Consider the following 13,822-nt stretch of genomic DNA (forward strand, 5'->3'; position numbering starts at 1 on the left):
GCTGCCCGCGCCCGGCCGCTGCCCGCGCCCGGCCGCTGCCCGCGCCCGGCCGCTGCCCGCGCCCGGCCGCTGCCCGCGCCCGGCCGCTGCCCGCGCCCGGCCGCTGCCCGCGCTCGGCCGTTCTCCGCGTTCAGCCGTTCTCCGCGTTCAGATAGGTGAGTACGGCGCGCACCCTGCGGTGGCCGCCGTCGGTGGTGGGCAGCCCCAGCTTGTTGAAGATGTTCCCGATGTGCTTGTTCACCGAGGTCTCGGCGATGAACAGAAGCTTCCCGATGGTGGTGTTGCCGTGTCCCTCCGCCATCAGGGAAAGCACCTCGCGCTCCCGCGAACTGAGCACCGCGAGCGGGTCGTTGTGGGTGCGGCGCACCATCAGCTGGGAGATGGCCTCGGGGTCCATCGCGACGCCGCCGCCGGCCACCCGCTCCAGCGCCTGCAGGAACTCCTCGACCCTGCTGATGCGGTCTTTGAGCAAGTAGCCCACGCCCAGGGCCCCTTGGGCGAGCAGCTTGGAGGCGTAGGCCTGCTCGACGTACTGGGAGAGCACCAGCACCGGCAGGTTCGGGATCTCGGCGCGCGCGGCCACGGCGGCCCGCAGCCCCTCGTCCTGGAAGGTCGGCGGCAGCCGGACGTCCAGGACGGCGATGTCGGGGCGGTGTTCGAGGAGCGTGGGCAGCAGGGTCTCGCCGTCCTCGACCATCGCGCAGATCTCGTGCCCCGCACTGGTCAGCAGCAGTGAAAGCCCCTCCCGCAGAAGGGTGTTGTCCTCGGCGATCACGATCCGCACGGCAGCTCCACTCGCAGGATGGTCGGCCCCTTGACCGGGCTGGACAGCTCGGTGGCGCCGTCGAACGCGGCGACGCGACGCCTGATCCCCTGCAGACCACTGCCGGAGTCCTCCGACACGCCGCCCTTGCCGTTGTCACGTACGGAGATGATGATCCTGCTTCCTGTGGTGTAGAGGCGAACCTGGGCGTGGGTGGCGCCGCTGTGCTTGGCGACGTTGGTCAGCGCCTCGGAGATCACGAAGTACGCGGCGGACTCGACCGCGACGGGTGCGCGTCTGCCGCTGCCGTCCGTTTCGAGGTCGAGCTCGGTGGGGACCTGGCAGACCGCGACCAGCGAGCGGACGGCTTCGGCCAGGCCGTGGTCCATCAGGATCGGCGGGTAGATCGCACGCACCGCCTGCCGCAGCTGGGTGAGCGACTGCTCGGCCAACTCGTGGGTGCGGTCGATGAGTTCGGGGAGGCGGGCCGGGTCGTGGACGAGCGCCTGCTTGATCAGTCCGAGCCGCAGCGAGACGCTCACCAGCCCTGCCTGGGCGCCGTCGTGCAGATCCCGTTCGATCCGGCGCAGCTCCGCGGCATGGGCGTCCAGGGCCTCGGCGCGGGTGGCGGTCAGTACCTCGACCCGCCGGGCCAGGGTCACCTTCCGGTGCCGCGGCTGCAGGAAGAAGCGCGTCATCCGGGCATGCCCGCGGGCCAGCAGCGGAACGACGAGGCCGGCCAGTGCGGCGTACGCGAGGCCGACGATCACGGCGCCCATCGAGGCGGTCCAGGTGCTGATCTCCCAGAGGAGGAACTGGGCGGGGGTCGGCACGAGTTGCCACCACAGCGGAGTGGTGAACCAGCTCGTCGCGCCCGCGGTGAGCCCCAGCGTCAGCGCGCAGTTGAAGAGGCCGAACAGGGAGTGCAGCAGCAGCCAGGCGATGTCGGCGTAGGTGGCACGGTCGGTGAGCAGGGTGTGCGCCCGGACCAGCACGCCGCCCTTGAGGGGCCGGTAGTCCGAGTGGATCTCGGTGTCCAGCAGGGCCGCTGCCCTGGCCCGGTGGCGGTCCGCCGCACGGCGCAACTGCCGTAACAGGCTGGGTAACAGGAGCAGACCCGGGCCCACCAGGATCAGTGCGAAGGCGATGCCCAGGGTGTAGAGACCGATCAGGGCGAGCAGTGCGGTACCGCCGTTGATCAGTACGTACGGTAACGAAGCGATGAAACGGGAGACGAAGGCGTCCCAGGTCATCGACCGGACGGGACCCTGCGGAACCGTTCGCTGAGAAGTCACCCGCATGCTTGCCCGCTCCCCCTCCACACGTCCTGGAGACGTTATCACCCGGCTTCCGCACTGCCCGGGGATCTTTCGCGACGGCGCGAAAAGGGGCAGCTGGCTGCACCTTTCGACTACCAGTACACGTCGTGGTGGGCCGCGCCCCGGGCCTCTAGCGTGAAGACGGAAGACAAAGAGGTCGTTTCGGCAGAGGGAGATTCAGCGGTGGCACGCGGTGAGAGCGTCGGCCGGGCACCCGGCAGCGGGACTTTGGACACGGCCGTCGGCGGCACTGCGCCGGGCCCCGATCCCTGGGCGGTACGCCTGCAAGGAGTGAGCAAGGGCTACGGACGGGGCCCGGGAGCGGTCGTCGCCCTGCGCGACCTGACGATCAACTTCTCCCGGGGCAGCTTCACCGCCGTCATGGGACCTTCGGGCGCGGGCAAGAGCACCTTCCTGCACTGCGCGGCAGGACTCGACCGGCCGACCTCCGGCTCCGTCCGCCTGGGCGGCACGGACCTGGCGGAGCTGACCGAGGCGGAGCTGACCATGCTGCGCCGGGAGCGCGTGGGCTTCATCTTCCAGGCGTACAACCTGCTCTCCTCGCTCACGGTCGCGGAGAACATCACCCTGCCCATGATGCTCGCCGGGGGAGCGCCCGACCCCGGCTGGCTGGAGCAGGTCGTGCGCCAGGTCGGCCTTGCCGACCGCATGGGCCACCGGCCGGCCCAGCTGTCCGGCGGCCAGCAGCAGCGGGTGGCCATCGCACGGGCCCTGATCACCCGCCCCGAAGTGATCTTCGCCGACGAACCGACCGGCGCCCTGGACTCCCGCACCGGACGACAGGTGCTGCAGCTGCTGCGCCACGTCGTGGACAGCACCGGGCACACGGTCGTGATGGTCACCCACGACCCCGTCGCCGCGTCCTTCGCGCACCGGGTGGTCTTCCTCGCCGACGGCTCCTTCGCCGAGACGATGGAGTCGCCGACCCCCGAGCGGGTCGCGGAACGCATGACGCGGCTCGGGGAGTGGTGACGCGGTGATCTTCCGACTGGTCCGCATGACGCTCAGGGAGCGCAAGTCCGGACTCGTGGGCGCCTTCGTCGCGCTGTTCGGTGCGGCGGCCCTGGTGACGGCCTTCGGCATCCTCCTGCAGTCCGGCATCGGCTCCGGCACCCCCACGCAGCGGTACGCGGCGGCCGCCGTGATCGTCAGCGGCGAGGAGTCCTTCAAGGTCCACGACGGCAAGAAGACCAAGGAGAAGCCGCTGGCCGAACCGGCCCCGGTGAGCCGTGAACTGATCGCGGCGATCGGCCGGGTGCCGGGCGTGGCCAAGGCGGTGGGCGACGTCAGCTTCCCCGCCCATCTCGTGCGTGAGTCGGGCGAGTTGGTGGCGGGCGAGGACGGCCGCCCCTCCGTCGGGCACGGCTGGGACAGCGCCGTGCTGGCCCCCTTCGCGCTGACGGCGGGACGCGCCCCCCAGCGGGCGGGCGAGGTGGTGATCGACGCGGGTCTCGCCGAACGGGCCGGGGTGGAGCCCGGCCGACGGGTGAAGCTGGCGGCCACCGGGCCCGCCGCCGAGTTCGAGGTCACGGGCGTCGCGGCCCCGAAGAGCGGGGACGGGTCGCTGCGTACGGCCTCCCTCTTCTTCACCGAGGCGCAGGCGGCGACCCTGTCCGGCGACCCGGAGAAGGTGAACGCCGTCGGCGTGGTCGCCGCGCCGGGAACCGACCCGGAGGAGCTGGCCGAACGGATCGAGCACGAGGTGCCCGACAAGGGCCTCCACGCGCACACCGGTCCGGAGCGCAGCCAGGTGGAGAACCCCGACGTGGCCACCGCCCGCAGCGACCTCCAGGAACTGGCCGGTTCACTGGGGGCGGTCGTCGTGCTCATCGCGATGATCGTGGTGGCGAGCACGCTGGCGCTGGGCGTGCACCAGCGGCGGCGCGAACTGGCGCTGCTGCGTGCCGTCGCGGCCACGCCGCGTCAGATCTACAAGATGATGGCGGCCGAGGCGCTGCTGATCTCGCTGGTGGCGGCGGTGCTCGGCTGCCTGCCCGGAATGCTGGTCGCCGGCCTCATGCGGGTGGCCCTGACCACCATCGGGATCCTGCCGGACGACTTCGAGTTCTCGTACGGTGTGCTGCCCATGGTCGTCGCGGTGGCCGTCTGCGTGCTGGCCGCCGAGGTCGCCGCGCTGGGCGTGGCCCGCAAGGCGGTCGCCATCCGCCCGGTGGAGGCGATGGGGGAGGCCGCCGTGGAGCAGCCGGGGCTGAGCCGGGGCCGGGTGATGTTCGGCGTGCTGCTCTTCGTCCTCGGTGCCGCGGCCTCCCTGCTGCCGCTGTTCTTCGGGAGCATCTTCGCGGTGGCCGGTGCGGGCTCCGGCGGCCTCGTCATGGTGGTCGCGATCCTGCTCCTGGGCCCGCCCGTGGTCGCGCTCTCCACCCGGCTGCTGGCGGGCCCGGTCCGCAGGCGCACCGGGCCGCACGGCTTCCTGGCCGTCGCCAACACCCGTGCGCACGCCCGCCGACTGGCCGCGGGCATCGGCCCGTTGACCCTGGCGATCGGTTTCGCGCTCGTCCAGCTGGTGATCCCGACCACGACGTCGGCGGCCGCCCAGGACCAGGCCGAGCAGGGCATCGTGGCCGACTTCACGCTCACCGGGACCGGCGGCGGCGTGCCCCTGCCGGCGGCCGCAGAGGCGGCCCGGCTGCCGGGGGTGGCCGCGGCGACCGGGATCGTCCGGGTGGAACTCTCCGCCTCGCGCAAGCTGCTGGACTCGCCGGAGATCTTCAAGTACCAGGCGCAGGGCGTGACTCCCGGGGGCCTGGCCGCCACGATGGACCTGAAGGTCACCGAAGGCAGCGTGGACGGGCTCAAGGACGGGACGGTGGCGCTGAGCGGCGGCGCCGCCAACACCCTCGGTGTGGGGGTGGGCGACCGGACCCGGCTGCACCTGCCCGACGGCGTCGAGTACAAGCCGGTGGTCGTGGCGGTGTACGACCGGGGCCTCGGCTTCGGCGACGTCACCCTGCCGCAGCAGACCGTACTCGCGCACAGCACACGCCGGTTGAACGACTCGGTGTTCGTCAAGGCCGCGCCCGGCGCGGACAAGGGAGCGGTGGAGGAGGCGCTGCGCGGCCTCGGCGGCCGGTACCCCGGCACCGAGGTGCTCGACGAAGCGGGCCTGTCGGCGGCCCAGGAGGGCCAGGCGACCTCCAGCGTGCTCAGCAGCGCCCTGCCGCTGGCGCTGATCTTCGGCTATCTCGCCATCGCGGTGGCCAACACCCTGGTGATGGCCACCCTCGGCAGGGTGCGGGAGTTCGCCCTGCTCCGCCTGGTGGGCGCACCCGCGCAGCAGGTGATGCGCATGATGCGGGTGGAGGCGGGAATCGTGGTGATCATCGCCGTGGTGGTGGGCACCGTGGTGCCGCTGCTGCCCCTGGTGACCGTGAGTCTGGGGCTGACCGGCTCGCCGGTGCCCCACATCCCCCCGCTGCTCTACCTGGGGATCGTCGCCCTGACCACGGCCATCGGCGCGCTGGCCGTCCTGCTGCCCACCCGGTGGGCGCTGCGCACACCGCCCGTGCTGGCCATCGGCCTGCGGGAGTAGGCGCGCCGGACGCCGCGCGCAGCCCCCACGCGCAGTCCCCGCGAGCAGCCCTCGCGCGGCGTCAACCAGCGTTATTTGCCTGCGACTTAAGGGTCCTGTCGCGCCGAATTCCCGATGCTAGCCTCATTCGAGCGGAAGGAAATTTGAATTTCGGCACGCAGGGCGGGGCGTTGTGGATTCGGAAACCCTGATCAAGCGAATCAATGGAATAACCGACAGCTATGACATACCCGAGGCGCAATTCGCGCTCCTCGAAAGCGGCGAGTCGGTAACGGCGCGGCTGGGAACGGCGCGGACGGGAACGGCGCGGACGGGGACCGGGAAGGGGGACCGAGAGGTTCTCCCGCGGTTCCCCTTCGCGTCGGTCACCAAGCTGTTCACCGCGACGGTCGCCATGCAGCTCGTCGACGACGGCGATCTCGAACTGGACGCCCCCCTGGGGCAGTACGGCACCGAGTTCGCCGACGCGCCGGACGCCATCGGTGCGCGCGTGACCCTGCGGCACCTGCTGAGCCACACCGGCGGGCTGGTCTGCGACCACCGGGGCGACAGCCGCTCGACCAGGCGGCACGCGGCGGCCACCGCCGCGCAGCCCCTCCTCTTCGAGCCGGGGAGCGCCTTCTCGTACTCCAACGCGGGGTTCGTGCTCGTCGGCCGGCTGATCGAGCAGGTGACCGGCACGGACTGGGCGGACGCGGTGTCCTCCTTCCTGCTGCGCCCGCTGGGCATCGAGCCGTCGTTCGTCCCGGGCCCCGGCATCACCGGCGGGCACGCCCCGACCAGGACCGGCCCGCTGCCGGTGGAGTCGGCGCTGCCCGCGGGTCTGGCCCCGGCCGCCGCACTGGCCGGCACGGTCGAGGACCTGGTGCTCTTCGCCCGGCTGCACCTGGACCGGCGGGACGGCCTGCACGACGCACTGCTCGACGCGCAGAGCGTCGCGCTGATGCGTACGGCGGCCCCCGGCGCCACCCCCTTCGGGCTGGCCGCGGGCTGGGGGCTGGGCTGGGGCAGGTACGGAACGCCGGAGCGGCCCTGGTTCGGACTGGACGGCTCGGGCGCGGGGACCACCTGCAACCTGCGCGTCGACCCCGAGGGCGGCACGGTGATCGCGCTGCTGACCAACTCCTCGGCAGGCCTGGCGGCATGGCACGAGGTCACCGAACTGCTGCGCGCCGATGGCCTGGACCTGGGAGCGCCCCCGCCCCGGCGGGCGACGCGGGGCACCGGCGGCCTCCAGGGCCGCACCGGGGCCTGGACCAACGGCGACACCACCTACCTCGTCGGTACGGGCCGCGACGGCGAGGTCTTCCTGGAGGACGACGACGGCGCCCGCTACCGGCTTGAGGCCGCGGCGGACGACGAGTTCTCGGCGCACCGCCAGGACCTCGCGGGCCTTCCCCTCACGGGGCGCTTTCTGGTGGACCGGGCGACCGGTTCCACCGACCTCATGCAATTCTCCGGGCGCATGCTGCGCAGGGAATTGAATTCCGCTGCCACGCACAGCTGATCTGCCACACACCGCTGATCTGTTACGCACCGCTGATCTGTCACGCACAGCTGGTCTGCCCTCCCGCACGTGATCTGCCGCAAGCAGGGCGAAATCGGTGTCGGTCCACTCTTCGTTGGAGTTTGAAAGTGACGGAATTCCCTCCGCGCATTCCCGTGCAGCGCACCGCCCACGAGCGAGCGCTCTCGCCCGAACAGCGCCGGCTGTGGTTCCTGAACCGGCTCCGCGCTTCGGGGGCGGAGCACAGCCTGTCCGTCGCGTTGCGGTTGACCGGGGCCCTCGACCTCCCGGCGCTGCGCCACGCGCTCGGCGACGTGAGCAGTCGGCACGAGGTGCTGCGCACCGTGTACGCCGAGCACGAGGGCGCCTGCCGTCCCGAGAGAAGGCCCGCCCAGGAGCTCTTCGCCGGGCTGGCCGCGGAACCGCTGGAGGCGTCCCGGCTGGCGCGGACCCTGCTCGACGAGGCGGCGCTGCCCTTCGACCTCACCCGCCAACACCCGCTGCGCGCCCGGCTGTTCGCCCTCGCGGCGGGCGAACACGTACTGGTCCTGGTGGCACACCGGATCGCGGTGGACGAGGCCTCGCTCGACCTGCTGATCGAGAGCCTCGCCGACGCGTACTCCCTGCGCCTGCGGAACCGGCGGCCACCGGCCTGCTCTACCACCCGCCAGTACGCCCAACTCGCCCAGCAGAAGAGGGAGTTCCTCGACGCCCCGCAGGGGGACCGGCCGTCGCGTGCCGCCGAGCAGCTCGACCACTGGCGCGCCGCCCTGCACGGCATGCCCGAGCAGCTCTCCCTGCCCACCGAGCGGGTAAGGCCCGCCGTGGCGGAGTACCGCGGCGCCGAACTCGGGCTGGAGCTGGACGAGGAACTCCACCGCGCGGTGACCCGCATCGCCGCCGAGTGCGCCGCCGACGCCGCCGCGGTGCTGCACGCCGCGCTCGCCGCGACGCTCACCCGCTTCGGCGCGGGCCGGGACCTGCCGATCGGCACCTGGCTGACCGGCCGGGAGACCCCCGAACGCGCGCCGGTGGTCGGCCCGTTGGCCAATCTCGTGGTGCTGCGGACCGCCGCCGACGAGAGCTGGAGCCTGCGGGACCAGACCGCCCACTGCGCGGCCCTCGCCGCCACGGCCCGTGACCACGGTGACCTCCCCTTCGCCCGCCTCGTCGAGGAGCTCCAGCCGGAGCGCTCCCTCAACCGGCACCCCCTGTGCCAAGTGGCCATGGACGTCACGTCCCGGGTGCGCGCACCCCTCGACTTCGGCGGCCCCGAGGCCCGCGTCGAGTCCCGCCCAGTGGCCCGTGTCGAGGCCCGTGTCTGGGAACTGCCGCGCCCGCACCTCCCCTTCGACCTCCACTTCCGCTTCAGGGAACGGCACGCCGACGGTGCGCCGCGCGGTATCGAGCTGACCCTCGGCTACGCCGTCGAGCTGTTCGACGAGCCCGGAGTGCGGCGGCTGGCGGAGGCGTTCGTACGCCTGCTGACGGCGGCGGTCGGCTCCCCGGACGCCCCGCTGCACACCTTCGAGGTGCTCGACGCGGCGGAGCGCCACCGGCTGCTGGAGCAGTGGAACGAGACGGTGCGGCCGGTTCCGCCGGCCGGGCCCGCCGCCCTCTTCGAGGAGCGGGCGCGGCTCCACCCCGACGCCGTGGCACTGGTGCACGCGGGCGAGGAGATCTCGTACGCGCAGCTCGACGCGCGCGTCAACCGGCTGGCCCACGCCCTTCTGCAACTCGGGGCAGGACCCGGGACCTTCGTCGCGATCGCCCTGCCCCGCACCCGGGACCTGGTGGCGACCCTGCTGGCGGTGGCCAGGACGGGCGCCGCGTATCTGCCCGTCGACCCGGAGTACCCCGAGGACCGGATCGCGTACGTGCTGCGGAACACCGCGCCTGCCGTGGTGGTCGCCGACGGTTCGACCGTCCCCCGCCTCCCCGCCGCCACGGGGGGACTGCTGGTGCTCGACGACCCGGACACGAAGCGGCGGCTGGACGCACTGCCCGCCACGAACCCGGTGCCGAACCCGGCCACGAACCCGGTGCCGAATCCGGCCGCGGGCGACCAGGACGCCGCCTACGTCATCTACACCTCGGGCTCCACCGGCCTGCCCAAGGGCGTCGTCGTGGGCCGCCGCGCACTCTCCAACTTCCTGGCCGCGATGGCCGACCTGTTCCCGCTCTCCGCGGACGACACCTGGGTGGCGGTCACCACCGTCTCCTTCGACATCGCGGCCCTGGAGATCTACCTGCCGCTCATCAGCGGCGCCACTCTTGTCCTCGCCGACAGGGCGAGTGTCCGTGATCCACAGGCACTCGCCCGGCTTCTGACCCAGGCGTCGGCGACTGTGATGCAGGCGACCCCCAGCCTGTGGCAGGCACTGTGCGCCCACCATCCCGAGGCGCTGCGCGGACTGCGCATGGCGGTCGGCGGGGAAGCGCTGCCGCGCTCCCTCGCCGACACCATGCGCGCACTCGGCTCGGAGGTCACCAACCTCTACGGGCCCACCGAGACGACCATCTGGTCCACCGCCGCCCGGCTCGACGACCGAGCGGGCGCACCCCCGATCGGCAGGCCCATCGGCAACACCCGGGTCTACGTCCTGGACGCCGCCCTCCGGCCGGTCCCCACCGGAGTGGCCGGCGACCTGTTCATCGCGGGCGAAGGGGTGGCCCAGGGCTACCTCGGGCGGCCGGACCTGACGGAGGAACGCTTCCTCACGGACCCGTACGGCAGGCCGGGCGCCCGCATGTACCGCACGGGCGACGTGGTGCGCTGGGCAGCGGACGGGAACCTGGAGTTCCTCGGCCGGGCGGACAGCCAGGTCAAGGTGCGCGGCTTCCGCATCGAACCGGGCGAGATCGAGACCGTCCTGGCACGGCACCCCTCCGTCGCCGAGTGCGTGGTGAGCGTCAAGCAGTACGGGGCCGGTGACGCACGCCTCGTCGCCCACGTCGTGCCCCCCGCGGGCGTGCGCACCGACAGCGCGGTGCTGCGCGCCCACGCCGCCGCCGCGCTGCCCGACTACATGGTCCCCGCAGCGGTGATGGAGCTCGCCGGATTCCCCCTCACCCCCAACGGCAAGATCGACCGCGCCGCACTCCCCGAGCCCCTGCTGCACGGCGCCGCCGGCCGCAGGGCGCCGCGCACCGCCCGGGAGGAGCAGCTCCACCAGCTGTTCTCCGAGGTGCTTGGCGCCGACGGGTTCGGCGTCGACGACAGCTTTTTCGACCTCGGCGGCCACTCGCTGCTGGCGAGCCGGCTGATCGGCAGGATCCGGGCCGTCCTCCGCTGCGAGGTGACGATCCTGGCCCTCTTCGAGGCGCCGACCGTCGCCGCGCTCGCGACCCGGCTCGGCGACGCCCCTGCGCTCGCCTCCGGCCTGGTCCCGGTGGACCGGCAGACGGAACTTCCCCTGTCGTCGGGGCAGCAACGCCTGCTCTTCCTGCACGACTTCGAGCCCGGCGGCACCGAGTACAACTCGGGCACCGCCCTGCGGCTGACCGGCCCGCTGGCCCCCGACACCGCGCACACCGCGATCCAGGCACTGGTGGCCCGGCACGAGATCCTGCGCACCACCTTCACGTCGGGGGCGGACGGGAGCACACAGACCGTGCACCCGCCGCGGCCGGTCCCGCTGCGCCGCGCCGACCTGACGCACCTCGCACCGGCCGAACGCGCCGCGGAACTCGACCGGCTGCTGCGCGCACAGGCCACCGTCCCCTTCGACCTCGGCACCGGGCCGCTGCTGCGGGTCCTGCTGGTGCGCGTCGCCGACGAGGAGCACGTACTCCTCCTGGACATGCACCACATCGTCACCGACGGCTGGTCCAAGACCATCCTGGCCAGGGAGTTCTGCGCCCTGTACGAGGAGGCCGACAGCGGTGTCCCCGCGCAGCTCCCGCCGCTGCCGCTGCAGTACGCCGACTACGCGGTGTGGCAGCGCGCCCGGCTCGACGCACCGGACGGGGACAGGGACGAGGAACTGGCCTACTGGCGCCGGAAGCTGGCCGGGACCGCCCCGCTCGACCTGCCCACCGACCGGCCCCGCCCGGCCACCAGGACCACGGCGGGCGCGACCCACACCTTCCGGGTTCCGGACGCGCTCCACGACCGGCTGACGGCGCTGTGCCGGGCGCAGTCCACCACGCTCTTCGGCGCGCTGGTGGCCTCCGTACAGCTGCTGCTCTCGCGCTACGCCCGGCAGCAGGACGTGGCGCTCGGCACCGTCGTGTCGGGACGTGAGCACGCCGAACTGGAGAACGTGCTGGGGTTCTTCGTCAACACCCTGGTCCTGCGGAGCGACGTGCGGCCCGAGCTGACGGTCGCCGAGTTCCTCGCGGAGGTGCGGCAGACGGTCCTGGAGGGGTTCGCCCACCAGAACCTGCCCTTCGACCGGCTGGTCGACGCCGTGCAACCGGAGCGCGACCCCAGCCGCACCCCGCTCTTCCAGGCCGCGATCACCCTGAAGCGCCCGCAGGGCGCCTCGGCGGGAGGGCTCGTCGCCGAGGAGGTCCCGCTGCCCCGGCTCGCCGCGATGTTCGACCTCGGATTCGAGTTCGAGGAACGGGACGGCGCCCTGACCGGACTGATCGAGTACAACACCGGCCTCTTCCTGCCGGAGACCGTCGCACGGCTCGCCGAGCACCTGCTGGTCCTCGTGGACGCGCTCGCGGCCGACCCCGGCAGGAGCATCGGCCGGCTGCCGATGATGTCGGACGCCGAGCACAGGCGCGTGACGGTCGAATGGAACGACACGGCCACCGCGGAGGACCCCGCACGGCACGGCAGCGTGCACCGGCTGGTCGCCGGTCATGCCCGCCGCGACCCGCACGCCCTGGCGCTGGTCTCCGGGGAACGGCGGCTGACGTACGGGGAGCTGGACGCCAGGGCGGACCTCCTGGCCCGTCGGCTGGCCGACCGGGGCGCCCGGCCGGGGGACGTCGTCGCGGTCCGTACCGCCCGGGACATCGAGCTGGTCGTGGCCCAGCTGGCAGTGCTCAAGGCGGGCTGTGCCTACCTCCCGCTGGACCTCGCGCTGCCGGAGGGTCGGGCCGCGTACATGCTCGACGACGCAGGGGTCGAGGCCGTCCTGACCCAGCGCGGCCTGACGGGCGGTCAGGTCGTGGGCGACAGGGAAGTGCTGTACGTCGAGGACGTCGAAGCCGCAGCCGCAGCCGAAGCCGCGGAGGATGCCGAGGACACAGAGGGCGCCGAGACCGGCCGTACCGGGTCCGGCGGCACGCCCGACGACCTGGCCTACGTGATCTACACCTCGGGCTCGACCGGGAAGGCCAAGGGCGTACTCGTCGAACACCGCGGCGTCCTGAACCTGTGCGACTGGTACCGCGAGCGTTACCGGATCACCCCCGACGACCGGGTCTCGCAGCTCGTCGCCCCCGGCTTCGACCCCACCGTGGTGGAGGTGTGGGGGACCCTGGGTGCGGGCGCGAGCCTCTGGTTCGCCGCCGACGAACTCCTGGACGAGCCGGGCCGGTTCGCCCAGTGGGTGGTGGACTGCGAGATCACCATGACCGTCGTACCCGCGCCCCGGCTGGAGTCCCTCCTGGACCAGCCCGCGCTCGGCAAGGGGCGGCTGCGGCACATGCTCACCGGTGCCGACGTGGTGCGGCGCAGGCTCCCCGCGGACGCGCCCTTCACGCTGCTGAACCACTACGGGCCGACGGAGGCCACGGTGCTCACCACGGTGAGCCTGCTCCAGGAACGCGGCGACGCCTCGGACGAACGGCTGCCGTCCATCGGCGCGCCCATCGCCAACTCCCGTGTCTACGTGCTGGACGAGCGCCGCGCCCCGGTGCCCGTGGGGGTGCCGGGCGAGCTCTACATCGGCGGCGCGGGCCTGGCCCGCGGCTACCTCAACCGCCCCGACCTCACGGCCGAGCGCTTCCTGGACCACCCCTTCGGCGACTGCTCCTCCGGCGAACACCCCTTCGGCCCGGACGGTGAGGGACGGCTCTACCGCACCGGTGACCTGGTCAGATGGCTCCCCGACGGCGAACTGGAATTCCTCGGCCGGGTGGACGACCAGGTCAAGATCCGCGGCTACCGGCTGGAACTGGGCGAGGTCGAGAACGCGCTCCGGGGCCTGGAAGGGGTGACCGACGCCGCCGTCGTGACCAGGCGGCGGCCCTCGGGAGACACCGAGCTGATCGGCTTCCTCCAGTCCGGGAGCGTCCCGCCCCCCGACACCGATGCGGTACGGGCCGAACTCGCCCGGCACCTGCCCGAGTACATGATCCCCTCGGCCCTCGTGGTCCTCGCCGCCCTGCCCCGGTTCCCCAACGGCAAGACGGACCGCCACGCCCTGCCGCTGCCCGCACCGGGAGCCGAGCGGCAGCGGCCCTACCTGGCCCCCCGCAACGCCGTCGAGCGGGCCCTGACCCAGGCCTGGGAACAGCTGCTCGGCGTCGAGGGGATCGGCGTCGAGGACGACCTGCCCGACAAGGGCGCCAACTCCATCCTGACCTTGCAGATCACCACCCGGATCCAGGAGCTCTTCGGCGTCGGGATCCCGGCCCGGGAGGTCTTCACCGCCCGCACCGTGGCCGCGCTCGCCGAGGCCGTACGGGCGGGAGCGCGCGCGGAACTGCGCCGCGAGAAGGCGGACCACGCAACCCGCGACAGCGGACGAGGGGAATGA

At 72.8% G+C, this 13,822-nt stretch carries 6 protein-coding genes; 4 read left to right on the plus strand and 2 right to left on the minus strand.

Translation table 11 applies throughout. The features are described from left to right. Nucleotides 1–130: 130 nt before the first annotated feature. Together ACH4SP_RS05500 and ACH4SP_RS05505 are read right to left on the minus strand one after the other, a co-directional pair. The gene (locus tag ACH4SP_RS05500) at nt 131–784 is read right to left on the minus strand and encodes a LuxR C-terminal-related transcriptional regulator (RefSeq protein ID WP_398409617.1); all 654 of its coding nucleotides are present in this window, start codon (nt 782–784) and stop codon (nt 131–133) included. Next, a complete protein-coding gene (locus tag ACH4SP_RS05505; RefSeq protein ID WP_398409619.1) occupies nt 772–2,016 on the minus strand; it encodes a sensor histidine kinase in 1,245 nt (414 codons plus the stop codon). Before ACH4SP_RS05505 ends, ACH4SP_RS05500 begins: the two co-directional genes overlap by 13 nt. Nucleotides 2,017–2,310: 294 nt before the next feature. Here ACH4SP_RS05505 and ACH4SP_RS05510 point away from each other — a divergent pair, with 294 nt between their 5' ends. The 4 genes from ACH4SP_RS05510 (at nt 2,311) to ACH4SP_RS05525 (ending at nt 13,822) form a co-directional block, all read left to right on the plus strand. Further along, entirely contained in the window at nt 2,311–3,075 is a 765-nt protein-coding gene (locus ACH4SP_RS05510; RefSeq protein WP_398411723.1) for an ABC transporter ATP-binding protein, read from the plus strand. 4 nt (nt 3,076–3,079) lie between these two features. After that, nucleotides 3,080–5,653, plus strand: coding sequence for an ABC transporter permease (locus tag ACH4SP_RS05515; protein ID WP_398409621.1), 2,574 nt, complete (start codon nt 3,080–3,082; stop codon nt 5,651–5,653). A gap of 172 nt (nt 5,654–5,825) precedes the next feature. After that, on the plus strand, nt 5,826–7,160 hold the full coding sequence (locus tag ACH4SP_RS05520; protein WP_398409623.1) for a serine hydrolase domain-containing protein: 1,335 nt from the start codon (nt 5,826–5,828) through the stop codon (nt 7,158–7,160). A gap of 128 nt (nt 7,161–7,288) precedes the next feature. Beyond that, nucleotides 7,289–13,822: an amino acid adenylation domain-containing protein gene (locus ACH4SP_RS05525; protein ID WP_398409626.1), complete on the plus strand. Its 6,534-nt coding sequence runs from the start codon at nt 7,289–7,291 to the stop codon at nt 13,820–13,822.

Source organism: Streptomyces sp. NPDC021093 (assembly GCF_044333135.1).
Classification (GTDB): domain Bacteria; phylum Actinomycetota; class Actinomycetes; order Streptomycetales; family Streptomycetaceae; genus Streptomyces.

What these genes read in the sequence shown, in the direction of transcription:
- ACH4SP_RS05505 (WP_398409619.1), bottom strand. Translation starts at nt 2,016, where the DNA reads ATGACCTGGGACGCCTTCGTCTCCCGTTTCATCGCTTCGTTACCGTAC.